General features: G+C 74.5%; 20 protein-coding genes, 1 tRNA gene and 1 riboswitch. Of the genes, 11 read left to right on the top strand and 10 right to left on the bottom strand.

Annotated elements, in window-relative coordinates; genetic code table 11:
* Positions 1–452: 452 nt before the first annotated feature.
* The 6 genes from AC24FB_RS05850 to AC24FB_RS05825 form a co-directional block, all read right to left on the bottom strand.
* A complete protein-coding gene (locus AC24FB_RS05850) occupies positions 453–1,211 on the bottom strand; it encodes an ABC transporter ATP-binding protein (RefSeq protein WP_425714440.1) in 759 nt (252 codons plus the stop codon).
* Positions 1,208–3,019 carry a branched-chain amino acid ABC transporter ATP-binding protein/permease gene (locus AC24FB_RS05845; protein WP_425714441.1) on the bottom strand — a complete coding sequence of 604 codons (1,812 nt, stop codon included), beginning with the start codon at positions 3,017–3,019 and terminating at the stop codon, positions 1,208–1,210. Before AC24FB_RS05845 ends, AC24FB_RS05850 begins: the two co-directional genes overlap by 4 nt.
* Complete coding sequence (locus AC24FB_RS05840; protein ID WP_425714442.1) at positions 3,006–3,863, bottom strand: branched-chain amino acid ABC transporter permease; 858 nt, start codon at positions 3,861–3,863, stop codon at positions 3,006–3,008. Before AC24FB_RS05840 ends, AC24FB_RS05845 begins: the two co-directional genes overlap by 14 nt.
* 64 nt (positions 3,864–3,927) lie before the next feature.
* A complete protein-coding gene (locus AC24FB_RS05835; RefSeq protein ID WP_425714443.1) occupies positions 3,928–5,109 on the bottom strand; it encodes an ABC transporter substrate-binding protein in 1,182 nt (393 codons plus the stop codon).
* Positions 5,110–5,412: 303 nt separating this feature from the next.
* Positions 5,413–6,231, bottom strand: a complete 819-nt coding sequence (locus AC24FB_RS05830; RefSeq protein ID WP_425714444.1) for a PspA/IM30 family protein — start codon at positions 6,229–6,231, stop codon at positions 5,413–5,415.
* A gap of 145 nt (positions 6,232–6,376) precedes the next feature.
* The gene (locus AC24FB_RS05825) at positions 6,377–8,371 is read right to left on the bottom strand and encodes a TPM domain-containing protein (protein WP_425714445.1); all 1,995 of its coding nucleotides are present in this window, start codon (positions 8,369–8,371) and stop codon (positions 6,377–6,379) included.
* A 326-nt stretch (positions 8,372–8,697) separates the two neighbouring features.
* Here AC24FB_RS05825 and AC24FB_RS05820 point away from each other — a divergent pair, with 326 nt between their 5' ends.
* The 4 genes from AC24FB_RS05820 (at position 8,698) to AC24FB_RS05805 (ending at position 12,340) form a co-directional block, all read left to right on the top strand.
* Positions 8,698–9,072 carry a cold-shock protein gene (locus AC24FB_RS05820; RefSeq protein ID WP_425714446.1) on the top strand — a complete coding sequence of 125 codons (375 nt, stop codon included), beginning with the start codon at positions 8,698–8,700 and terminating at the stop codon, positions 9,070–9,072.
* 135 nt (positions 9,073–9,207) lie between these two features.
* The gene (locus AC24FB_RS05815; protein ID WP_425714447.1) at positions 9,208–10,125 is read left to right on the top strand and encodes a DUF3027 domain-containing protein; all 918 of its coding nucleotides are present in this window, start codon (positions 9,208–9,210) and stop codon (positions 10,123–10,125) included.
* Positions 10,122–11,063, top strand: coding sequence for a hypothetical protein (locus tag AC24FB_RS05810; protein WP_425714448.1), 942 nt, complete (start codon positions 10,122–10,124; stop codon positions 11,061–11,063). The genes AC24FB_RS05815 and AC24FB_RS05810 overlap by 4 nt, the downstream gene beginning before the upstream one ends.
* Entirely contained in the window at positions 11,060–12,340 is a 1,281-nt protein-coding gene (locus AC24FB_RS05805; RefSeq protein ID WP_425714449.1) for an MFS transporter, read from the top strand. The genes AC24FB_RS05810 and AC24FB_RS05805 overlap by 4 nt, the downstream gene beginning before the upstream one ends.
* An 86-nt stretch (positions 12,341–12,426) precedes the next feature.
* Here the strand turns inward: AC24FB_RS05805 and AC24FB_RS05800 are convergent, their stop codons facing one another.
* Positions 12,427–13,374, bottom strand: a complete 948-nt coding sequence (locus AC24FB_RS05800) for an NAD(P)-dependent oxidoreductase (protein ID WP_425714450.1) — start codon at positions 13,372–13,374, stop codon at positions 12,427–12,429.
* Between the two features lie 221 nt (positions 13,375–13,595).
* Here AC24FB_RS05800 and AC24FB_RS05795 point away from each other — a divergent pair, with 221 nt between their 5' ends.
* Positions 13,596–15,026: an NCS2 family permease gene (locus AC24FB_RS05795; protein ID WP_425714473.1), complete on the top strand. Its 1,431-nt coding sequence runs from the start codon at positions 13,596–13,598 to the stop codon at positions 15,024–15,026.
* A gap of 7 nt (positions 15,027–15,033) precedes the next feature.
* Positions 15,034–16,368, top strand: coding sequence for an MFS transporter (locus tag AC24FB_RS05790; RefSeq protein ID WP_425714451.1), 1,335 nt, complete (start codon positions 15,034–15,036; stop codon positions 16,366–16,368).
* A gap of 49 nt (positions 16,369–16,417) precedes the next feature.
* On the opposite strand, the gene serC is transcribed toward AC24FB_RS05790, so the two are convergent.
* The gene (gene serC, locus AC24FB_RS05785; protein ID WP_425714452.1) at positions 16,418–17,515 is read right to left on the bottom strand and encodes a phosphoserine transaminase; all 1,098 of its coding nucleotides are present in this window, start codon (positions 17,513–17,515) and stop codon (positions 16,418–16,420) included.
* Positions 17,516–17,714: 199 nt separating this feature from the next.
* On the opposite strand from serC, the gene AC24FB_RS05780 reads away from it, so the two are divergent.
* From AC24FB_RS05780 to AC24FB_RS05765, 4 genes are all read left to right on the top strand, one after another.
* Positions 17,715–18,392 carry a metal-dependent transcriptional regulator gene (locus AC24FB_RS05780; RefSeq protein WP_425714453.1) on the top strand — a complete coding sequence of 226 codons (678 nt, stop codon included), beginning with the start codon at positions 17,715–17,717 and terminating at the stop codon, positions 18,390–18,392.
* A gap of 370 nt (positions 18,393–18,762) precedes the next feature.
* Positions 18,763–18,911, top strand: a riboswitch (cyclic di-AMP (ydaO/yuaA leader).
* Positions 18,912–18,918: 7 nt separating this feature from the next.
* Complete coding sequence (locus AC24FB_RS05775; RefSeq protein WP_425714454.1) at positions 18,919–19,704, top strand: C40 family peptidase; 786 nt, start codon at positions 18,919–18,921, stop codon at positions 19,702–19,704.
* Positions 19,705–19,707: 3 nt separating this feature from the next.
* Entirely contained in the window at positions 19,708–20,514 is an 807-nt protein-coding gene (locus AC24FB_RS05770) for a C40 family peptidase (RefSeq protein WP_425714455.1), read from the top strand.
* A gap of 223 nt (positions 20,515–20,737) precedes the next feature.
* Entirely contained in the window at positions 20,738–21,640 is a 903-nt protein-coding gene (locus AC24FB_RS05765) for a universal stress protein (protein WP_425714456.1), read from the top strand.
* A 122-nt stretch (positions 21,641–21,762) separates the two neighbouring features.
* Here AC24FB_RS05765 and rocD read toward each other — a convergent pair whose 3' ends face one another.
* Positions 21,763–22,974, bottom strand: coding sequence for an ornithine--oxo-acid transaminase (gene rocD / locus AC24FB_RS05760; RefSeq protein WP_425714457.1), 1,212 nt, complete (start codon positions 22,972–22,974; stop codon positions 21,763–21,765).
* A 2-nt stretch (positions 22,975–22,976) separates the two neighbouring features.
* Complete coding sequence (locus AC24FB_RS05755) at positions 22,977–23,624, bottom strand: SRPBCC family protein (RefSeq protein ID WP_425714458.1); 648 nt, start codon at positions 23,622–23,624, stop codon at positions 22,977–22,979.
* A 143-nt stretch (positions 23,625–23,767) separates the two neighbouring features.
* Here AC24FB_RS05755 and AC24FB_RS05750 point away from each other — a divergent pair.
* Positions 23,768–23,840 (top strand) — tRNA-Arg (locus tag AC24FB_RS05750).
* Positions 23,841–23,910: the final 70 nt, after the last annotated feature.

Genomic DNA, 23,910 nt, shown 5'->3' with positions numbered 1-23,910 from the left:
GGCGCGACGGCGCGCCTGCGCACGCCCGTGCGGGCGACGCGATGGGAGAGGTGCCGGTGGACCCGGGACCTCGGGCCGGCCGGGGTGGGCCCAGGCCTGGCGGTCAGCGCCGACGTACCGCGCGGGAGGGGGAGCGGCGGGTCAACGGACCGGCCGCGCGGGCACGGGCCGACACGAGCACGTCGAGCGCCGACCGAGGTCGACGTCGAGCCGCGCCGTGAGGTGCCAGAGGTTGCCCACCGATGCTCCCGGGTCGGGTCCGCGATGCGGACCAGGTAGTTGACGATTCACATACAAGCACACCCGACGGCGGACGGGAACCACCCGCACGGACCGTCCGCATCGTGGACAGGGCTCTGCCCGACGACGAACCCGGGGCGTCCGGTGCGGGACCGTGGTGTGCCAGGCGGCCGCGAGGAGCCGCCGGGGCGCCGGGCGATGAGGCGAGCGCCTCAGTTCTCGTCGTCGGCAGGGGTGGCCGTGCCACCGGCTGATCCGCCGCTGCTGCCGCCCGCTCCGCCGAGGTAGTACGGCGACAGCGCCGAGGTGCGCTCCGCCAGCAGCGCCGCGCAGGTGTCGGTCCGCACGATCCGGCCGCGGTGCATGACGTGGGCGATGCTCCCCACGGCGAGCGCGATCTCGACGAACTGCTCGACGAGCAGGATCCCGACGCCGGACGCCGCCAGCTCGACCAGCGCGTCGACGAGGGTGCGCACCATCTGCGGCGCCAGGCCGAGGGAGAGCTCGTCGACCATGAGGACGGTCGGCCGGGTCGCGAGCGCGCGGGCGACGACGAGCATCTGCTGCTCCCCGCCCGAGAGCAGTCCGGCGCGCACGTCGCGCCGTTCGGCGAGCCGCGGGAAGAGGTCGAAGGCCCGCTCGAGGGCGGACCCGGACCGGTCGACGACGACGAGGTTCTGCGCCACCGTGAGCCTGGAGAACACGCTGCGGCCCTGCTCGGCGTAGCCGAGGCCGGCGCGCGCCCGGCGGTGGACGGCCAGTCGGTCGATCCGCCGCCCGCCGAGCGCGACCGTCCCGGACGCGGCGGGGAGCATGCCGGCGATCCCGTCGAGCAGCGTGGTCTTGCCGGCGCCGTTCGCGCCGAGCAGCACCGTGATCTCGCCGCGGGGAACGACGAGGTCGACGTCCCGGCAGATCGTCAGGTCGCCGCGCTGGACGGTCAGCGCCTCCACCTCGAGCCCGTCGCTCATGCCGTCGCCTCCGTCCCGAGGTAGGCGGCCACCACGCGGGGGTCGTCGAGCACGTCCGCCACGGGTCCGCTCGCGATCACGTGCCCGTCGTCGAGCGCGGTGGCGCGGGTGGCCGCCGCCCGCACGAACTCCATGTCGTGCTCGATGAGGAGGGTCGCGCAGCCGAGCTCGGCGGGGATGCGGTGGACCCGGTCGGCCAGCGCGCGGCTCTCGGCCTCCCCGAGCCCGGCCGCGGGCTCGTCGAGCAGGAGCACGCGGGGGCCCGAGGCGAGCGCCCCGCCGATCTCGAGGATGCGGCGCGACCCGGCGTCCATCAGCCGGATCGGCACGTCGGCGTCCGGCAGCCCGAGGAACTCCGTGACCCGCGCGGCCCGGTCCGCGCCCGCGCGCCCGCCGGCCAGCCGCAGGTACTGCCCGACGGTGAGGCCGTCGATCGCGTGCCCGTGCTGGAACGTGCGGCGCAGACCGAGCCGGGCGCGGGCCCGGGCGGACAGGGCGTCGACGGGCGCCGCGCCGAGGCGCACCTCGCCGTCGTAGGCGGGGAGGAAGCCGGTGACGGCGTCGACGAGGGTCGACTTGCCCGCGCCGTTCGAGCCGATGAGCGCGTGCACGCCCGCCGGGTCGAGGCGCAGGGAGACGTCGTCGAGGATCGTCGCGCCCCCGAGCCGCACCGTCAGGCCGGCCACCTCGAGGGCGGGCCCCCGGTCGGTCGCGTCCGCCGACCGGATGGGCGAGGTGGCGGGGTGCGGCGTCGTCGTGCGGGGACCGTCCGTCAGGGGTCCATCTGCCGCGGCCACGTCCGCCACGGTGGTCGGCGACGTCGAGGGGCGCGGCGTCGTCGGCCCCGGGAGGTCGCAGGTCAGCCGCCTGCCGCGCACGGCACGCGTCTCGAGGCGGTCGCTCACCTGCTCCATGATCCCGCCGTTGCCCTGGCGCAGGACCTCGAAGGCGCCGAGGGCCATGAGCGCGTCGGCGGCGTCGAGGGGGAGGCCGACGCGGCGCAGGAGCTCGGGGACGAACACCGAGAACACGCCCGCGAGGACGGCGCCGCCGAGGACCGCCGCACCGCACAGGACCGCGGTGACGAGGTGGACCATCGAGGTCATCGGCGAGAACACGGCCGGCGTGAGCAGCCCGTACTGCCCGGCGAGCAGCCCGCCCGCGAGCCCGGCGATGAGGGCCGCCCACATGAACGCGCTCGCCTTCGCGCCGCCGACCCGGACGCCGAGGGCCGCCGCCGCGCGTTCGCTCTCGCGGACCGCCGACCAGCCGAGCCCGTGGCGCGACCGGCCGAGCGCGGAGAGACCGAGCTGCGCGAGCGCGAGGAGGACCCAGCACAGGGCGAAGAACCAGCGCGGGTCGCCGAACGGGTCGGCGGGCAGGACCGGCGTGCCCGAGCCGACGCCGGGGAAGCTGCCCTGGCGCAGCACGAGGTCGAGCGCGGTGGCGAACCCGAGGGTGACGACGGCCAGCTCGACGCCGCGGATCCGGGCGGTGGCCAGCCCGATGACGAGGCCGACCGGCGCCGCGACGAGCCCCCCGGCGAGCACGAGGAGCGGGAACGGGAGGTCGGGCACGGCGAGCGCGAGCCACGAGGTCACCCAGCCGCCGATCGCGGCGAACGACATCTGGCACAGCGTGATGAGGCCGGTCCGGTTCGTCAGCACGCCGATGCTGCGCGCGACCAGCGCCGTGATCGCCACCGTGCTCAGCAGGTAGACCCAGTAGACGGGCAGGACGAGCCCGAGGACCACGAGCACGACGACGAGGAGCGCGGTGGCGACCGTGCGGACGTCAGCGAGGCGCATCCCAGACCTCCCGCCTGCGCAGCCACATGAGGGCCACCGCGATGATGAGGAACGGGATCGCGCCCCGGTACTCGGCGATCGCGTCGATCCGGGAGCCGGCCCCCTCGACCGCCCCGACGGCGAGGCCCCCGAGCACGGCGATCCACACGCGGCTGAACGCGCCGAGCAGCGCGGCGGCCAGGGCCGGGACCACGAGGAAGGACATCGACTCGAACGTGGGGTTGCGGGTGGGGGCGACGAGCAGGAGCGCGAGGGTGGAGAGCACGCCGGTCGTGGCCCAGACGATCACCGCGAGGCGGCGCGAGTCGATCCCGAGCAGCTGGACGGTCACCGGGCGCTCGGACATGGCCTCGAGGCGCAGGCCGGTCTGCGAGTGGCGCAGCAGGAGGGTGAGGGCGCCCGCGATCGCGACGGTGAGCACGAGGGCGACCACGGTGGTGAGCGAGACCCGCACCCCGGCGACGTCGAACATGACGTCCGGGACGAGGCTCGGCATCACCCGGGGCGAGTCGCCGAACATCCGGAAGCCGGCGGTGAGGAGCACGACGAGGAGGACCACGGTGACGACCGCCCGCACGGTGACGGACGGCTCGCCGAACCAGCGGGCCATCACCCAGCCGGCGAACCCGGCCACGACGCCGGAGACCGCGAGGCCGCCGAGCGCGGCGAGGGGGAGCGGCACGCCCGAGCCGATCAGTGCGTAGCAGAGGTACGCGCCGACGGCGCCGAGCGCGGCCTGCCCGAAGTTGAGCACGCCGACCAGGCGGTACAGCACCACCACGCAGACCGCGAGGATCGCGTAGGCGGAGCCGGACACGAGCCCGGAGACGACGCCGTCGAGCATCAGCGGGTCCTGGCCGCCGTCGCCGAGGGCTCCCGGGTCGAGGAGGCCCCCCGCGCCGCGGGTGTCACGGGAGGCGCACCCAGTCGCTGACGGTCTCCCAGCCCTCCTCGGTGGCCTGGACCATCATGCTCGAGCGGTTGGGGTTGTGCTCGGTCGCGTCGCCGAAGGTGAAGGGCATGCCCATGAGCGGGTGCTCGATCTCGTCGAGCGCGCGGAACGCCTCGGTCACCGACTCGTTGGTGATCTCGCCGTCGATGCCCTCGAGCACCTCGACGAGGACCTCGGCGGCCACGTAGCCGCCCATCGACAGCGAGGTGAGCGGGACGTCGGCGTCGGTGAGCGTGGTGCGCCAGCCCTCGAGGCCCGGGGCGTCCCCGGTGTAGGGCAGGAACTCGGAGTTCGCGTAGAGGCCGAGCGTGCCCTGCTCCGCGAGGGACTCCTGGACGCTCACGCTGTAGGCCGAGGTGAGGGTGAGCCAGTCGATCTGGTCGAGCAGGCCCTGCTGGTCGACGGCGTTCATGAAGGCCACCGCGACCGGCTCGTTGGAGTTGAAGACGACCGCCTCGCAGCCCGCGTCGCGCACGGCGAGGATGGCCGGCGTCGGGTCGTCGCCGAGGACCACCGAGGTGTCGACGTGCGGGGCCTCGGAGCCGGTGTCCGCCTCCCACCGCTCGATGAGCTCGAGGTAGGGCTCCGTGAGGCCGGCGCTCTCCTGGATGACCGGGCACACGCGGTCGTGGCCGAGGTCCTCCGACGCGAAGTGGAGCAGGGCCTCGTACCCGCGGATCGTGCCGTTGTTGACCGGCGCGATGTTGGCCGACTCGAAGCACGACGGCTCGACCCCGGTCCCGGAGATCGCCACCACGTCCCGCTGCGCGTAGAACGCGGCGTTCGCGCTGCACTCGACGAGGCTCGCGGAGCCGGCGAAGGCGACGACGCCGCTCTCGTCGACGAGGCGCCGCGCGGCCTGGCTCGCCTGCGCGGGGTCTCCGCCGTCGTCCTCGGAGACGAGCTCGATCATCCGGCCGTCGATGCCGCCCTCGGCGTTGACGCGCTCGAAGACGGCCTCGGCAGCGGCGGGCACCTCGGGGAACGGGGCGGGGCCGGTGATGGAGCTGACCGCACCGACCCGGATCGGGTCGCCCTCCGCGCCGTCGTCGTCACCGCCGGAGCAGGCGGCCAGGGTGAGCGCCGCGGTGGCGGCGAGCGCGAGAAGCGTGGTCGTGCTGCGTGTGCGGGACGTCATCGTGCGGGGGACTCCTTGTGCCTCGGCATGCCTGTGGCCGCCGGATCCGCTCCGCTGCGGGCCGGCCCGACGGACGGCTGTGCGTCCCGCGCGCCACCTTCGTCCCGATTGTCACAACTTTGGGGACGGTGGACAACCGGTACTGCGGAAGGTGAGACGACGGGGCGTCGGGGCGGCGTAGCGCTGGAGGACCGTGACGAGGTGCCGAGACCACGAGGCGCCCGTGACCTCGACGGTCACGGGCGCCTCGTGGGTGGTCGCCGGCCGGATCCCCTGCGTGCCGGGGTCCGGGCGGGCAGAGCCTCAGTAGGCCGTGCGGTCCTCGGCCTGCGGCTCGTTCGTCGCGGCGTCGCCGGGGACGTACTCGCCGGAGTCGGACCCGGCGTCGGCGGTGATCGCCTGCGGCGAGCGACCGGCCTTGAGCGCGGCGAGGCGGGCGTCGATCTCCATGTCCTTGCTGTGGTCGGCCAGCTCGGCGAACTGGTCCTCGATCGAGCCGGCGTTGATCTCGGCCTGCCCGGCCACGTAGGCCTCCTCGCGGCGGACCTGGTCCTCGAAGCGGGAGATCTCGCTGGTCGGGTCGAGCACGTTGATCGACGAGATCGCGCCCTGGACCTGCTTCTGCGCGGCGGCCGACTTCTGACGGGCCACGAGCTGGTCGCGCTTGCCCTTGAGCTCCTCGAGCTTGCCGCGCATCTGCACGAGCCCGGCCTTGAGCTTCTCGACGACCTCGTTCTGCGAGTCGATCATCGGCTTGGCGGACTGGGCCTCGCCCTCGGCGGTGATCTGCTTGTTGAGCGCGATCTTGGCGAGGTTGTCGAACTTCGACGCGCCGGCGGCGTCCCCGGAGGTGCGCAGCTCCTCGGCCTTGTTCGAGGCGGCGAGCGCCTTCTGGCCCCAGTCGCGGGCGTCGCGGACGTCCTCCTGGTAGTCGCGCTCGGCGAGGCGCAGGTTGCCGATGGTCACGGCCACGGCGTCCTCGGCCTCCTTGATGGAGCTCGTGTAGTCGCGCACCATCTGGTCCAGCATCTTCTGCGGGTCCTCGGCGCGGTCCAGCAGCGCGTTGATGTTCGCGCGCGTCAGCTGGGCGATGCGCCCGAGGATGCTCTGCTTCTCAGCCATGTGATCTCCCTGTCGGTGGTGTCGCGATTGTCGGTCGTACCTACCGCGCCGCGTTCGCGACGCCGTCTGTCGGGGCCGGCTGGTGCCGGCCGGTCGTGGGGCCGGGACGGTCACGGCCCGGCCGGGGGTCGGTCGACGACGCCGGTCAGAAGCGCCCGCCGAAGCTGCTGCCGCCGAAGCCGCCTCCGCCGCCGCCGCCGAACCCTCCGCCGAAGCCGCCTCCGCCGCCCCAGCCGCCGTGGTGGTCGTCACCCCCGCCGAGGAGCCCGCCGATGATGCCGCCGATGACGAGGGAGCCGACGTCGACCCCGCCCCGGCGCGGGTGGTAGCCGCGGCCGTACGGGTTGCCGGCCCCGTAGCCGGAGCCGAGCTGGAGGGACGCGAGGTCCCGCTCGACGTCCTGCTGCGCCTCGCGGAGCATCGTCGTGGCGCGTCCGGCCGCGCGGATCGACTCGTCGGGGGAGGAGTCGAGCAGGGACCGGGCGCGCAGGATCTCGTCCTCCGCGCCGCGGACCTGCGTGCGGGCGTGCTGGCCCACCGCGCCGCGCCGCGTGTTGATGAGCTGGTCGACCGAGCGGTGCAGCCGCTCCGCCGCCTCGATCCGGCCCTCGGCGATCGAGCGGTTGCGGCGCACCACCTCGGCGCGCTCGCGCATGGGGGCGAGGACCTCGTCGATCGCGGTCTCGGCGCTGGTGAGCCGGTCGAGCGCGGCGAGCGGGTCGCCGCCCTGACGCGCCTCCTCGCCCTGGGCGATCGCGGCGACCGCCTCCTCGCGGGCCGAGCGGACGCCCGGGTTGTCGCGGGCGAGGCGGTCGGCGTCCTCGACGTCGGAGGAGATCGACGCGATCGCCTTGGCGAGGTTCGCCGAGGCGTGCTCGAGCTGCTGGCCGGCGCCGGCCACGCGGTCCGCGAGCTCGGCGGCCTGGTGGACGGCCTCCTCGGCCACGCGGGCGTGGGTGACGGCGGCGCGCCGGTTGCGGGTGGCGGCGGCCAGCCCCTCGTCCACGCTGCGCAGCGCCGAGTCGAGGAGCTGCTCGGCCTGCTCGGGGTCGTCCTTGACGGAGGCGAGCGCGGACGCCGGGTAGCGGCCGGTCAGCGCCCGCAGGTGGATGCGGGAGTTCTCGACCTCGCCGCGCACCTCCTCGGCACGCGTCCGGGTCTCCTCGAGGACCTCCTCGACCCGGGACTCGATGTTGCGCAGCCGCTCGAACTCCTCCTGCTGGGAGCTGAGCGTCGTGCGCACCACCTCGCTGCGGTCGAGGATCCGCAGGAGCAGCCGGCGCTCCTCGTCCTCGGACTCCGGGTGCTCGTCGTCGAGGGTGCGCCGCGCCTGGAAGGCCTCGTCGACGGCCTTCTGCGCCGCGGCGAGCGCCTCGGTGAACTCGTCCGTGCGACGCAGGCCGAACTGGGCCTTGGCGAACTCGAGCTCGGCGGCGGAGGAGCGCACGGCGTCGTCGGCGCCGACGAGCGCGGACCCGGCCTCCTTCCGCAGCTCCGGCAGGGGGAGTCGCGCCGGGTGGTTCTCGGGCAGCCCTTCGAGAGGGTCCTTGGCGCCGCTCTTCCCGGTCTTCCGGCGCCACGCGGCGAAACCGACGGCCCCGACGGCGACGACCGCGACGCCGCCGATGAGGAACCCACCGATCCCGATGCCGCCCGTCGCGTCGCCGAGCCCCTCGCCCCACGCGGTGCCGAGCTCGGACCACTCCCCGGCGTTGAAATGGTCGGCCACGTCGCCGTCGATGACGGACTGGACCTCGCCGTCGGACACCGGTGCGTTCTCGCCGACGGCTACCCCGTACGCGGACTCGTCGACCGCGATCGCGAGGAGGACCTCGTCGTCGGACATGTTGGACAGCTGCGCGGTCTCCTCGGCCCACTGCGGCGCGGACGTCCCGCCGAAGTCGGAGACGTAGACGATGAACGGCTGGACGTCGTGCTCCGCCTCGATCTGGTCGAACAGCGCCTCGAGGTCGGCCTCCTCGGCATCGCTCAGCACGTCGGCCTCGTCGAGCACGCCGTCCGGCAGGTTCGACGGGTCCGCCGCCAGTGCCGGTCCGGCCAGCAGGACGGGGCCGAGCGCGAGCGCGGCGATACCGAGCGGGGCGGCGAGGCGGCGGGGGCGACGAGAGGCAGGTCTCACCCAACGATCTTGGCGTGATGTGGCCGCCGTCGCAACGAGGGTCCGTCGCCTTCCGCCGCGGGCGGACACGTCCTGCCCGGTCGGTGCCGCTCGGGGGTCCGCCCCCGGCGGGTCCGGCCCTCGTCGTCGTGCCCGGTCCCGGTCCGTCGGGACGGACGACGACGCGCGACCACGTAGGCCGAGGCACGCGACGACGGGCGGTGTGGTGCCGGACCAGGCACGGCGGGGTGTCGGCGGCCGCGGGTATCATGTGCCGGTCGGGCCGAGGCGGGCCCGCCCACGCACGCCGACAGCCGTCGGCCCCGATCGACGAATGAGGTTCCGCGGTGCCCACCGGCAAGGTCAAGTTCTACGACCCCGACAAGGGGTTCGGCTTCATCGCCGGGGACGACGGTTCCGAGGTCTTCCTGCACGCCTCCGCCATGCCCGCCGGTGCCAGCCCGCGCGCCGGGGCACGCGTCGACTACGGGGTGGCGGACGGCCGCCGCGGCCCGCAGGCCCTGTCGGTCACCGTGCTCGAGGCCCCGCCGTCGGTCGCCAAGGCGCACCGCCGGCCGGCCGAGGACATGGCGACCATCGTCGAGGACCTCATCAAGACTCTCGACCGCGCCTCGAGCTCGCTCAACCGCGGGCGCTACCCGGACAACGGGGCCAAGCTCGCGGCGATGCTCCGCGCGGTGGCCGACCAGTTCGACGCCTGAACGCCCGTCTCGACCTCTGGGCCATCCGTCTCGACGGCTGAGCCCCCCGCGCGGGTGACCGACCGCATGCGCGGCGGCGCCCCCACGGCCGACCCCGGGGCCGCCTGCCCGCGGCGTCACGCCTAGACTGTCCGGGTGTCTGCAGCCCGCACCGCCCGTGCCCCCTCGAAGGATCAGGTCCTGTCCGGGGCCGTCGAGGTGGCCCGCTCTGCCGCCGAGGATGTCGCCATCGGCGGTCACGTCGGCGACCACACGGGCTTCGAGCTCCACGCCGACCGGGTCGGCACGCACTACTTCGCCTCGCAGGTCCCCGGCTACCAGGGGTGGCGCTGGGCGGTGACCGTCGCCCGCGTACCGCGCGGCCGGACCCCGAGCGTGAGCGAGGTCGAGCTCGTCCCCGGAGACGGCGCCCTGCTGGCCCCGGCGTGGGTGCCGTGGGCCGACCGCCTGCGCCCCGGCGACCTCGGCACGAACGACGTCCTGCCCTACGTGGCCGAGGACGACCGGCTCGTCCAGGGGTACGAGTTCACGGGCGAGGAGGACGACGCCGAGCGGCAGGTCGCCGAGGACCTCGGCCTCGCGCGCGCCCGGGTGCTCTCGCCCCGTGGCCGCGCCGAGGCCATGCAGCGGTGGTACGAGGGGGCTGCCGGCCCCGACGCGCCGGTGGCGAAGAACGCGGCGGGCCCCTGCTCGTCGTGCGGGTTCTTCATGCAGCTCGCCGGCACCGCGCGGACGATGTTCGGCGTGTGCGCGAACGAGTGGTCGCCCGACGACGGCCGGGTGGTCGCCCTCGACCACGGGTGCGGCGCCCACTCCGAGACCCGCGCGCCCGAGCCCGCCCCGCTGTGGGACGCGACCCCGCCCGTGCGCGACGAGGCCGACCTCATCGTCCTCCCGCCGCTCAACCCCGTGCCCGAGGAGCCGGCGGAGGTCGAGGAGACGGACGAGGCGTCCGGCAAGTCGTCGGTCGAGAAGCCGGCGGGGGCCGAGGAGCCGGCCACCGGGGACGATCCGGCCCCGCAGGACGGGCCCGAGGTGTCGGACCCGACGTGACCGATCCGCAGCAGGGGGATGCTCCGGACTGGGAGGCCCAGGAGCAGGAGCGCCAGAAGCTGGCGCTGAAGAACGTCGCCGGCTGGGCCGGCGGCTTCATCCGGCACCGCTGGACGGCGACCGGGCACGAGATCCGCCTCGGCGTGCGCAACGTGCTCGACCGGGACGAGCCGGCGGTCGGCACGATCCCCGCCGTCGTGTCGATGACGAGCTACGGCAAGCGCCTGCGCCGCACGGCCTACCTCGCGCTCGAGTCGATCGCCCGCGGCTCGGTGCGGCCCTCCCGCCTCATCCTCTGGGTCGACGAGCCCGAGGTCCTCGAGGACCCGCCGCAGACCCTGCGCCGCCTCATGGCCCGCGGCGTCGAGGTCCTCCCGTGCGAGAACTACGGGCCGCACAAGAAGTACTACCCGTACGTCGCGAGCCGGGAGCACCACGACCTCCCGCTCGTCACCGCGGACGACGACGTCATCTACCCCTACCGGTGGCTCGAGCAGATCTGGGGCGTGCACACCCAGCACCCCGGCGACGTCGTGGCGATGCGCGCCCACCGCGTCCGGCTGCAGGGGAAGATCCTCACCCCGTACCTCACGTGGCACCCGGTGCGCTCGACCCAGGCCTCGCACCGGCACTTCGCCACCGGCGTCTCGGGCGTCCTCCACCCGCCCGCCATGCTCGAGGCACTGAGGGAGTCGGGCACGACCTTCACCGAGCGCTGCCCCAAGGCGGACGACATCTGGCTGCACTGGCACTCCCTGCGCACCGGGACCCGCGTCCGCCAGGTCCACAACCGGCCGCGGGACTTCCGCGAGATCGAGCGGCCCTGGCAGACCGGCCTGTTCGAGTCGAACGGGTACGGCGGCGCCAACGACGCACAGATCAACGCGCTGTACACGGCGGAGGACATCGCCGTCATGGTCGACGACATCCCGCGGTGAGCCCCTCCTCCGCGCCACCGGCCGCGGACGGGCCGATGTTCCCGTTCCGGTCGGTCGTCCTCGGCGCGATGGTGCCGACCTTCCTCCTCGAGGTCGGCATCGGCGCCGCCCTTCCGGTCATCGTCACGCGGGCCACGGACCTCGGCGCCTCGCTCGGCGTCGCGAGCCTCCTGGCCGCGCTCGTCCCGGTCGGTCAGATCCTCGCGGACCTGCCGGCGGGCGGCCTCACCTCGCGGGTGGGGGACCGGTGGGCGATGGTCGCGGCGGGTCTTGTCGCCGTCGTCGGCTTCGTCCTCGGGGTGGTCGCCGGATCGGTCGTGGCGCTCGGCGTGGCGGCGCTCCTGCTCGGTGGTGCGCAGTCCGTGTTCGCGATCGCGCGTCACGCGTACCTCACGAGCACGACGGCGCCGCAACGCCGTGCGCGCGTCCTGTCGACGATCGCCGGGGTCTTCCGCGCCGGGCTGTTCGTCGGGCCGTTCGTCGGTGCGGCCGTGCTCCTTGCGGCCTCGACGAGGTGGGCGTTCGCCGTCGGCGTGGTGACGTCGCTGCTCGCGGTGGCGGTCGTCCTGCTCGCCGGCGGGTCCGAGGCCGACCGTCCCGCGGTGATGGCGCGGACGGCAGGTCGGCCGACGATGCGCTCGGTGGTCCGCCGGCACCGTGCCGTGCTCGCGCGCCTGGGCGCCGTGGCCGTGACGGTCGCGGCGGTGCGGGGCGCGCGGCAGACGGTGCTGCCGATCTGGGCGGAGCACATCGGGCTCGACGGTGCCACGACCTCGGTGATCTTCGGCGTCGCCGCGGGGATGGACATGCTGCTCTTCTACCCCTCGGGGCAGGTGATGGACCGGTTCGGGAGGCTGTGGGTGGGCGTGCCCGGGATGGCGATCATGGGCCTCGCGCTCGCGAGCATCCCGCTGACGGACTCGGCCGCCGAGCTGGGTGCGGCCGGCCTCGCGCTCGGCATCGGCAACGGGCTGACCTCGGGGATCCTCATGACGATCGGCTCAGACGCGGCCCCTCGCGAGGGCCAGGCCCAGTTCCTCGCCGCGTGGCGGCTGCAGGGCGACCTCGGCGCGGCGGCGAGCCCGCTCGTGCTCGCCGCGGGGCCGGCGCTGGGTTCTCTGGCCGTGGCCGTGTGGGTGACGTCGGGGGTGGCGGCGGTGTCCATCGCGGTGCAGCGGCGGTGGCTGCCGCGCTACTCCGTGCACGCTAGCCGGTCGACGCGGCGGGCTGCGGGCCTCAACCCCGACGGCTCGACCCCCACCCGCCTCGACGAGTGAGCGGGCGAGCTCATCGAGATTGCGGTTGGGGCCCCAACCGCAATCTCGGCGAGCACCAACCGCAATCTCGACGAACGGGGGGCTGCTCAGCCGCGGTCGACGACGTTGCGCATGGCCGAGACGTCCCCGGCCAGCAGGGCGCCCAGGTTGTGCTCGATCAGCTGCTTCCCGCCGTGCGCCCGGTAGCCCGCCACGTGCGGCGTGTAGACGAGGTTCGGCGCCTGCCACAGCCGTGACTCCGGCGGCAGCGGCTCCTGCTCGCTCACGTCGAGCCCGGCACCGGAGAGGGTGCCGGCCTCGAGGGCGTCGACGAGCGCGTCCTCGTCGAGGGTGGCCCCGCGGCCGACGTTGACGACGATCGCGCGGTCGGGGAGCAGGGCGATCCGCCGTGCGTCGAGGGCGAGCTCGGTCTCCGGGGTCGAGGGCAGGACCATGACGAGGATGTCGGTCTCCGCCAGCGCCGCGTCGAGCCCGTCCTGGGCGACGACGTCGTACCCGCCCCGCTCGCCGGCCGACCGCGCCACCCCGCGCACGCTCGCGCCCAGCGCGGAGAGGATCCCGGCGAGCCGCTGCCCGATGGACCCGAAGCCCCAGATCAGCACGCGCGCGTCGATGAGCGAGGCGACCCGCTCGGGCGGCTGGATCGAGCGCGGGCGGCGCAGCTCGTCGGCCCATCGCGACTCCCGCTGGGCCGCGAGCAGCTGCGGCATCCGCCTCAGCACGGTGAGCGCGAGAGTGACCGCGTGCTCGGCGACGGTCGCGTCGTGCAGCCCGCGTCCCGAGGTGAGGACGACGTCGGCCGGCAGGCCCGCCGCCTCGAACAGGTCGGTCCCGGCCGCGAGGGACTGCACCCAGCGCAGGTCCGGCAGGTCGCGGGCCACCGAGGTGAGCAGCGTCGGCGTGCCCCACGCGACGACGCCCTCGGCGTCGCGGTCCTCCGGCGGGATCTCGTGGCCCTCGCGGAGGGGGACGACGGTGACGCCGTCGGGCATCTCGAGGTCGAGGTCGGAGCGGTTGGTGACGAGCAGCTTCATGGCGACTTCCTCCGTCGGGACCGGGGTGCGCGGGCGGTGGGCGGGCGGTGCGAGGGGGCGGCGGCCGGGGACGACCGACGGCGGCGCGCCGGCCCCCGCCGTGGTCAGGGACTAGGGAGAACGGCCGGAGGCGTCCATAATGACCGACTGTGACCCCCGACGCAGACGCGACCGCCCCGGAGCCCACCTCCGGCCGCGCAACCCCAGTACCGGCGGACAACATGCTCGAGCGGCTGTTCAAGATCCGGCAGCGCGGCTCGACCCCGTGGCGCGAGGTCCGTGGTGGCCTCGTCACGTTCTTCGCGATGAGCTACATCATCGTGCTCAACCCGATCATCCTCTCGACGCCGGACTCGACCGGCCACTACCTCGGTGGTGGCACCGACGGCGCGAACTTCGCCGCCATCGCCGCCGGCACCGCGCTCGTCGCCGGCGTCATGTCGATCCTCATGGGATCGGTCGCCAACTTCCCGCTCGCGATCGCCGCCGGGCTCGGGATCAACGCCCTCCTCGCCTACACCGTCGTCAGCATGGAGGGCATGACCTGGGGCGACGCGATGGGCCTCATCGTCCTCGAGGGCATCGTCATCCTCGTCCTCGTGCTCACCGGGTTGCGGGAGGCGATCTTCCGCGCCGTCCCGCCCTCCCTCAAGACCGGTATCTCGGTCGGCATCGGCCTGTTCATCGCCCTCATCGGCGTGGTCAACGCGGGCATCGTCCGGCCCGGGGCGGGCACGCCGCTCGAGTTCGGCATCGGCGGCTCGATCGCCTCCTGGCCGCTCGTCGTCTTCATCATCGGACTCCTCCTCATCCTCGTCCTCATGGCCCGGAACGTGCGCGGCGCGATCCTCATCGGCATCGTCGTCGCCACCGTGATCGCGGTGATCGTCGAGGCGGTCGCGAGCCCGGGCGCGCAGACCCCCGACGGGTCGAACCCCGGCGGCTGGGGCCTCACCGTCCCGGCGATCGAGGGCAGCATCGTCCAGGTCCCCGACTTCGCCACGCTCGGCCAGTTCTCCCTGTTCGGGGCGTTCGAGAAGATCGGCTTCGTCGCCGTCCTCGTCCTCATCTTCTCGATCATGCTCGCCGACTTCTTCGACACGATGGGCACGATGGTCGCCGTCGCCTCCGAGGGCGACCTGCTCGACGCCGACGGCAACCCGCCGGCCACGCGTCGCATCCTCGTCGTCGACTCGATCGCGGCCGCCGCCGGTGGCGCGGGCGGTGTCTCCTCGAACACGTCCTTCGTCGAGTCCGCGGCCGGCGTGGCCGACGGCGCCCGCACGGGCCTGTCGACGATCGTCACGGGCGCCTGCTTCCTGCTCGCGACGTTCCTCGCGCCGCTCGCCGAGGCGGTGCCCTACGAGGCGGCCACCCCCGCGCTCGTCGTCGTCGGGTTCCTCATGATGCAGCAGGTCGTCGACATCCCCTGGAAGAACCTGTCGCTCGCGATCCCGGCCTTCCTCACGATCATCTTCATGCCGTTCTCCTACTCGATCGCGGTGGGCATCGGCGTCGGCGTCGTCGCCTACGCGATCCTCATGGCCACGACCGGCCAGGTGCGCAAGGTGCACCCGCTCATGTGGGGCGTCGTCGTCGCGTTCGCGATCTACTTCGCCCTCGGCCCGATCCAGGACCTGCTGGGGATCTGATCGATTGATGACGCAGGCGTCCACGGGCCCGAGGCGCGGGTTCCTCGGCTCGACGTTCCACTCGCTGCGGTACTTCAACTACCGGCTGTGGTTCTTCGGGTCGATGATCGCCAACACGGGCACGTGGGCGCAGCGCGTCGCCCAGGGCTGGCTCGTCCTCACCGAGCTGACGGACGACTCCGGCATCGCCATGGGCATCGTCACCGGGCTGCAGTTCCTGCCCGCGCTGCTGCTCAGCCCGATCGCCGGCGTGACCGCCGACCGGGTCGACCGGCGGAAGATGCTCATGCTCACCCAGGGGGCGATGGGCGCCCTCGCGCTCGGCCTCGGGATCCTCGTGCTCTCCGGCGCCGTCGAGCTGTGGATGGTCTACGGCTTCGCGTTCGCCCTGGGCTGCGCCTCGGCGTTCGACGGGCCCGTGCGCCAGACCTTCGTCTCCGACATGGTTCAGCCCGCGGACCTGCCGAACGCCGTGGGCCTCAACTCGACCTCGTTCAACCTCGCCCGCATGGTCGGACCGGGCCTCGCGGGCCTCGCGATCGCCTGGGTCGGGACGGGCTGGGTGTTCGTCGCCAACGGCGTGTTCTTCGGCGCGACGATCCTCGCCCTCACGCTCATGCGGGTCGGCGAGCTCAACCCGCGCGACGTCGTGCCCCGCGCCCGCGGCCAGTTCCGCGAGGGACTCGCCTACGTGCGCCACCGCTCCGACCTCGTCGTCGTCATGGTGACCGTCGGCGTCGTCTCCAGCCTCGGTATGAACCAGGCGGTCACCCAGGGCGTCATGGCACGGCAGGTCTTCGAGCGCGGCCCGGAGGAGTACGGGGTGCTCGGGTCGGTCATGGCCGTCGGGTCGCTCCTCGGGGCGCTCATGGCCACCCGACGACGCAACCCGCGGGTGCGGACCGTCATCCTCGCCGCGTTCGCGTTCGGGGTGGCCTCGCTGCTGTCCGCGCTGGCCCCGAGCTTCTGGTGGTTCGCGGCCTCGCTCGTGCCCGTCGGCTTCACGGTGCTCACCATGCTCACGTCCGCGAACGCCACCGTGCAGACGTCGACCGATCCCGCCTACCGGGGCCGCGTGATGAGCCTGTACATGATGGTGCTGCTCGGCACCGGCCCGTTCGGCGCGCCCCTGGTCGGCTGGATCGCCGAGCAGTTCGGCGCCCGCACCTCGATCCTCGTCGGGGCCGTGCCCTCGATCCTCGTGGCCGCGGTCGCCGCCCTGTGGGTCCGGCGCGCGTGGGACGTGCGGGTGGGGCTCGACCGCGAGCCGCGACGGCACCTCACCTACGAGGGGCCGCGCGAGCGTGCCGCCCGCGCCGCCGAGGAGGGGCGTCAGACCTGAGGATGCCGGGGGGCAGGAGCCTCCGCCGAGGTCGTGCCCGAGGCGCGGCTCAGCCCAGCGCCTCGACGACGTGGTCGATGCACGCCGTGAGGGCCTCGACGTCCGCGAGCGGCACGGCGGGGAACAGGCCGAACCGCAACTGGTTGCGCCCGAGCTTGCGGTAGGGCTCGACGTCGACCACCCCGTGCTCCCGCAGCACCGCGGCGACCGCGGCGGCGTCGACCCCCTCGAGGTCGACGGTCGCGACGACGGGGGAGCGGTAGGCCTCCTCGACGAACGGCGCGGCCCACGATCGCTGCTCCGCCCACGCGTACACGTGCGCGGCGTTCTCGGCCGACCGCCCGGCGGACCACTCCAGCCCGCCGCGCTCGAGCATCCAGTCGAGCTGCTCGGCCAGCAGGACGAGAGTGGCGAGCGCGGGGGTGTTGACCGTCTGGTCCTTGCGCGAGCTCGCGAGCGCCGCGCCGAGGTCGAGGAACGCCGGCACCCAGCGGCTCGCCGTCAGCTCCTCGACCCGCGCCACCGCGGCGGGGGAGAGGGTGGCGACCCACAGGCCGCCGTCGCCCCCGAACGCCTTCTGCGGCGCGAAGTAGTAGGCGTCGGTCGCGGCGAGGTCGACCGGGACCGCGCCGGCGGCCGACGTGGCGTCGACCAGCGTGAGCGCGTCCGCCCCACCGATCCGCTCGACCGGGGCGAGGGCGCCGGTCGACGTCTCGTTGTGCGGGTACGCGTGGGCGTCCACGCCCTCGACGGCGGACAGGCGCGCGATGGACCCTGGTGCTGCCTCGACCCGCACGCTGGGGGCGAGGAACGGCGCGCGGTCCGTGACGGTCGCGAACTTGCTCGAGAACTCGCCGTGCACCGCGTGCTGGGCGCGCTCGCGCACGAGGCAGAAGGCGGCCGCGTCCCAGAACGCCGTCGACCCGCCGTTGCCGAGGACGACCTCGTAGCCGTCCGGGAGCCCGAGCAGCTCCGCGACCCCCGAGCGCACCCGCGAGACGAGGCGCTCGACCGGCGCCTGCCGGTGCGAGGTGCCGAGCACGCCGGTCCCGGCGGCGGTCAGCGCCGCGAGCTGGCCGGCCCGGACCCGGGTGGGGCCGGAGCCGAAGCGCCCGTCGGCGGGCAGGAGGTGGGAAGGGATCGTCACGTCGGCCACCGGTCGATCATCCCACCGCAGCAGGGCCGAGGCTCCGGGCGTCCGCCGCCCGTGACCAGGCGACCGTCGCTCGTGGCCGGGCGTCTGCCGACCGGGTCGGATGTCGGGCCGGGCGGGTAAGGTCGAGGGTGTGCCCGGAGCGGGCACGCGGGGCAGCTGCCCCGCCACGTCCTCGTGCACCGGAGACACCATGAGCGATCTCATCGACACCACCGAGATGTATCTCAAGGCTGTCGTCGAGATGGAGGAGGAGGGCGTCCCGCCGCTGCGGGCGCGCATCGCCGAGCGGCTCGGTCACTCGGGCCCCACGGTCTCGCAGACCGTCAGCCGCATGGAGCGCGACGGCCTGCTCCACCTCAGCCCCTCCCGCGAGGTCGAGCTCACCACGGAGGGCCGCGACGCCGCCGTGCAGGTCATGCGCCGCCACCGCCTCGCCGAACGGCTCCTCGTCGACGTCGTCGGTCTCGACTGGGCGTTCGTCCACGAGGAGGCCTGCCGCTGGGAGCACGTGATGTCCGGACGGGTCGAGGAGCGCCTCGTCGACCTGCTGGGCGACCCGACCAACGACCCCTACGGCAACCCGATCCCGGGCACGGACGCCCCGGCGGCGGACCCGGGCATGACCTCGCTGTCCGAGGCGGTCGCCGACCTGCAGGACGGCGAGAGCCGCGAGCTCACCCTTGTACGCATCGGCGAGCCGCTCCAGGTGCACACCGGACTGCTGGCCGACATGCGCAGCGGCGGCCTGCTCCCCGGGGCGTCGATCACGGTCACGCGCCGGGACGACGTGCTCGAGCTCGACGCCGGGCAGGAGCTCGTGCTCGAGATGACGCCGGCCGACGGTCGTCACCTCGCCGTCGTCGCCTGACGCCTCCGCGCGACGAACGGCCCCGACGAGCCGCTCCCGCCCCGCCCCCGGGCGTGTCTCCCGCCCCGGCGCCGGGCGTGTCCTCGGCCCGCGCAGGTCACGGCCGATGTGGTTCCGTGACCTTCGGGTCCGCCCCAAGGGCGGGTCAAACCCTCAGGTGGCCGGGGTGTGGACAGAGCGTGACGGCGCGATCTCCCGCACGATTCCGCGGAATTCCGGCACCTGACCGGGGCCGCGTGTCCATTCCGTGACGTTCCACACAGTGTCGTTACCGAGGTGTGACTTTTGGTCTCGGAATGGTTACTGTCCTACCCGTGCCTCCCGCTGGGGGCGCACCCGGACGGACTTCGAGCCCTGTCGCCGCCCCGGGTAGGTGCGAACCACCGCGGCAGGGGCGGGGGAACCAGGTAGTACGGCCGGGCGACCGGTCTTGGGGTGAAGCGCGGCCTTCCGGGCTGCGCCGGACGCTCTCCCAGTCCGAACCCGACAGCTCACCCCGTAGAGGTCACAGGAGAGGTCCCCCATCGTGCAGAGCACTACCCGCCGCACAACGCTCGCCGCCGTCTCGGCGTCGATCGTCGTCGCGGTCGCCGCCTCGTCGGCATCAGCGTCCCCCGCCCCCGAGTCGGCCGTCGACAAGACCCAGGGCACGTTCGCCTCGGTCACCGACGCGGTGGTTCCCACGAACGCCGCGCTGACCGTGGCCGCCGACGCGGCCTACGACGTCGAGACCGCGTCCGTCTTCGGCACCGCCGACGCCGCCCCGGCCCCCGAGCCGGAGCCCGCGCCCGAGCCGGTCGTCCGCGAGGACGAGGCCGCCACCCGCGACGCCGAGCGCGAGCAGGTCGCCGAGGAGCAGGCCGAGGTCGCCGAGGCGCCCGCCGCGGATGCCCCCGTCGCCGAGCAGGCGCCGGCCGAGGCCCCCGCCGTCGAGGCCGCCCCGGAGCCCGAGGCCCCGGCCGCCGCCCCGTCGGCCGCCGGCAGCTCGATCGTCGCCATCGCCCGCCAGTACGTCGGCGTCCCCTACGTGTGGGGCGGCACCTCGCCCAGCGGCTGGGACTGCTCCGGCTTCACCTCCTACGTGTTCGCCCAGGCCGGGATCTCGATCCCGCGCTCCTCGGCGGCCCAGCGCGGCGCCGGCCAGGTCGTCTCGGCCGCCGAGGCCCGCCCCGGCGACCTCGTCTGGTGGCCCGGCCACATCGGTATCTACACCGGCGACGGCAACCACATCGCGGCCCGCAACCCGGGCACGCCGACCCACGAGTCGCCGATCTACCGCGCGAACCCCACCTACATCCGAGTGGCGGGCTGATCCATGACCACCACGTTCCAGGGTCTCCCCGCGCGCCGCACCGCCCTCGCGGCCGTCTCCGCCTCGATGATCGTCGCGGTCGCCGCGACCTCCGCCGCCGCCGACCCCGCGGTCGAGGCCGGCTCCAAGTCCACCGAGCGCATCTCGCAGGTCTCCGACCGCGTGGTCCCGACGAACGCCGCCCTGACGGTCGCCGCCGACGCCACGTACGACGTCGAGACCGCCAGCGTCTTCGGCACCGCCGACGCTGCCCCGGCCCCCGAGCCGGAGCCGGAGCCGGCCCCCGAGCCGGAGCCGGCCCCCGAGCCGGAGCCGGAGCCCGTCGAGCGCGAGGAGGCCGCGGCCTCCCGGACCGACGAGCGCGCGGAGGCGCCGGAGCCCGCCGTCGAGGAGGCGGCGCCGCAGGCCGAGACCCAGACCGAGGCGGCCACGCAGGCCGCCGCCGAGCCGGCCCCGGCCCCCGCGGCCAGCGCCTCGGGCAGCGCCGCGGTCTCGATCGCCCTCCAGTACCAGGGTGCGCCCTACGTCTGGGGCGGCACGAGCCCGTCCGGCTGGGACTGCATCGGTTTCGTCAGCTACGTCTACCGCCAGCTCGGCCACGAGGTCGGCAGCACGCCGGCCGCCGTGCTCTCCGCCGGCACCCGCGTGCCCGCCTCCGAGGCGCGTCCGGGCGACATCATCTACACGCCCGGCCACGTCGCCATCTACATCGGCGACGGACAGAACATCGGGGCCTGGAACGAGAGCATGGGCACCCGCGTGGGCCCGAACTCCTGGCTCGGCGCGCCGACCTACATCCGCGTCGGCTGACACCACCGCACCACCGACCTCGCCCCGTCCCGCCTCGAGCGGGGCGGGGCGTCGTCGTCGTGCCGTCGTCGTCGAGCTCGATGCCCGACGACGAACCCCGACGGCGAGGCCCGACCGCGCAGCGCACGGGAGATGCGCCCCCGTTCGTGACCTTGGTCCGGTCGCCGATCGCTCCTCAGGCGGCACAATGGTCCTGCACACGTCGCGAGGAAGGGTGAGTGCCATGACGCAGGACATCGTCGTCGGTGTGGACGGCTCGGAGATCAGCCTCGGCGCCCTGGACTGGGCCGCCCATGTCGCCGCGGTCCGCGGGCTCGGGCTGCACATCGTCTGCGCGTACCGGCTCCCCAGCTACATGGCCGCCGGCCGCGCGGGCACCGTCGTCGTCGACGAGGCCAGCGTGCGGGAGGCCGCCCAGGCGGTCGTCGACGACGCCGCGGCCCGCGTGGCCCACCACGGCGTTCCCGTGCGCACCTCGGTCGACCCCGGGGACCCGTCGGGCGTGCTCATCGAGCTGTCGAAGGACGCGCGGGCGGTCGTGTGCGGGACGCGCGGGGGCGGCGGGTTCACCGACCGACTGCTCGGCGCCGTGCCGTCCGCGGTGCCCGCCCACGCCCACAGCCCTGCCGTGGTCGTGCCCGCGCCGCGCGAGGAGCCGTTCGTGCCGATCCGGCGGATCGCCGTCGGCGTCGACGGCTCACCCTCCGCCCGCCTCGCGGTGACGGTGGCGCTCAACCTCGCCGAGTCCTTCGGGGCCGAGGTCCACGCCGTCGCCGCCGTCCCACTGACGGCCGGGGCGTCGGCGATGGCCTGGGTCCCCTCGACCGTCGACCACGAGGAGATCCTCGCGGACGTGCGTGCCTCGATCGACGAGGTCGTCGAGCCGCTCCTGGCCGGCCGGGACATCACCGTCCACCGCAGGGCCGTCGACGGGAACCCGGCGGCGGTCCTCGCCGAGGTTTCGGAGCAGGTGGACCTGCTCGCCGTCGGCAGCCGCGGGCGCGGCGGCTTCGCCGGACTCGTCCTCGGGTCCACCTCGCAGGCGGTCCTCGGGCACGCCAAGTGTCCCGTCATCGTCACGCCGTCCCGGGTGGAGGACGCGGGCCTGACCCCGGACCCGGCCTAGCCGCGGGACCCGGCCCCGGACCCGGCCTAGCCGCGGGACCCGGCCCCGGACCAGGCCGATGCGCGGCGCGGTCCAGGGGCGCGCCGGCGGGGGACGACGGAACGGGCCTGGCTCAGCGTCCGTCAGGCCGCGAGCTCCACGAGCGCCGCGCGCAGGGCGTCGAGCGCGGCCTCGAGGTCGGCCTCGTCGATCGTCAGGGGAGGGGAGAGGCGCACGGTGGCGCCGTGCGTGTCCTTGGCCAGGACCCCGCGACGCGCGAGCGCGACGCAGAGGTCGTGCCCGTCGGCGCGCCGTCCGTCCACCGTGAGGCCGCCCGGCAGGTCGATCCCGGCCCACAGCCCGATGCGCCGCGCGCGGGCGAGCAGACCGTCGGCCACGAGCGCGTCGAGGCGGGCCCCCAGCAGCTCGCCGAGGCGGGTCGCCCGGGCCTGGATCGTGCCGTCCGCCAGCAGCTCGCACACGGCGATCCCCACCGCGCACGCGAGGGGGTTCCCGCCGAAGGTCGACCCGTGGCTGCCGGGGGTGAGGACGCCGAGCACGTCCGCACGGCCGACGACGGCGCTGACGGGCACGATCCCGCCGCCGAGCGCCTTGCCGAGCGTGGTGAGGTCCGCGCGGACCCCCTCGAGGTCCTGGGCGAGGGTGGCGCCGGTGCGGCCGAGGCCCGACTGGATCTCGTCGAGCACGAGGAGCGCCCCTGCCTCCTCGGTGATCGAGCGGGCGGCCCGCAGGTAGCCGGCCGGCGGCACGACCACCCCGGCCTCGCCCTGGACCGGCTCGAGGAGCACCGCGACCGTGTCGTCGTCGACCGCGTCCGCCAGCTCCTCGGCGTCCCCGAACGGGACGTGGCGGAAGCCCGGCGTGTACGGGCCGTAGCCCTCCCTGGCGTCGGGGTCCGTGGAGAACGAGACGATCGTCGTCGTCCGGCCGTGGAAGTTGCCGTCGGCCACGACGATCGTCGCCCGCTCCGCCGGGACGCCACGGACCTGCGCGCCCCACCGACGGGCCACCTTGATCGCCGACTCGACCGCCTCGGCCCCGGTGTTCATCGGCAGCAGCATCTCGGTGGACGTCAGGTCCGTGGCGGCCGCCGCGAACGGCTCGAGCAGGTCGTGGTCGAACGCCCGGGAGACCAGGGTCGAGCGACCCAGCTGGGCGCGGGCCGCCGCGACGAGGTCCGGGTGCCGGTGCCCGAAGTTGAGTGCCGAGTAGCCCGCGAGGAGGTCGAGGTACCGCGCCCCGTCCGCGTCCTCGACCCAGGCACCCTCCGCGCGCACCACCGTCACCGGCAGCGGGGCGTAGTTCCGGGCCAGCCGGGAGGCGGGGGCGGGCACGGTCAGACCTCGGCGGCCCGCGCCGCGACCGGGGTGGCCGGCTCCGGATCCTCCGCGCCGTCCGGCACCGGCAGCGGCTCGGACGGCGGCAACGTCCGCGCGGAGGGGCTGATCCCGGGCGCCCCGGCGACCGGCGGGGCGCCCTCGTCGACGTCCGGCGCGGGGGTCAGCGCCGCCTCGACCTCGAGCAGCTCGAGCCCGCGCTCGAGGACCTCGGCCGGGATCGCCGGCATGGGGACGCCGATCGACGCGAGCGCCTCCGGCGAGGCGTCGCCCCAGTGGTAGGTCAGCCGGACGCGGGTGCGCGTGCCGCCCGGCCGCACGGCGGTGAGGTCGTAGCGCCAGCCCCAGCCGAGGCGACGATCCGGCGCGTTGACGATCCAGCCGATCGACCGTCCGGGGATGAAGTCGCTGACGGTGTTGACCGTCACGTAGTGGGCGCCCTCCTGGCCGTGCTGCATGTCCATCGTGAACTGGTCCCCGAGGGCCTCGATCGGCCGCGGCGAGCGCGCCCCGCGGAGCATGTCGCTGGCGTCGGCCGCCACGTGGAGGGCGGGCACGGACAGGACGCGCCAGATCGCGTCGATCGGTGTGTCCAGGACCTTCTCGATCACGAGCGCGGTCGGCGTCGTCGAGACGGTTGCGATCATCGGTGCCCCCGATCGTCGTGGCGCGACGTTGCGCCTGACGTGAAGCCTGCCACACGGGATGCCGTTCCGTCAGTCCGGGCCGCCATGTGGTCGGTCCGCGCGGGGCGGGCGGCCCGGGCGCGATAAACTTGGCGGGCCTTCTGGCCTTCGTAGCTCAGGGGATAGAGCACCGCTCTCCTAAAGCGGGTGTCGGCGGTTCGAATCCGCCCGAGGGCACGAGCGCCGCGGCGCCGACGTGACGCGCACGACCTTCAGGGGCTTGCGCGGACCGGTCGACGTCGGCAGA

The organism is Georgenia sp. Z1344 (assembly GCF_057652375.1).
The sequence above is the reverse complement of the archived record's forward strand: the minus strand, read 5'-3'. Positions and strand labels throughout refer to the sequence as shown.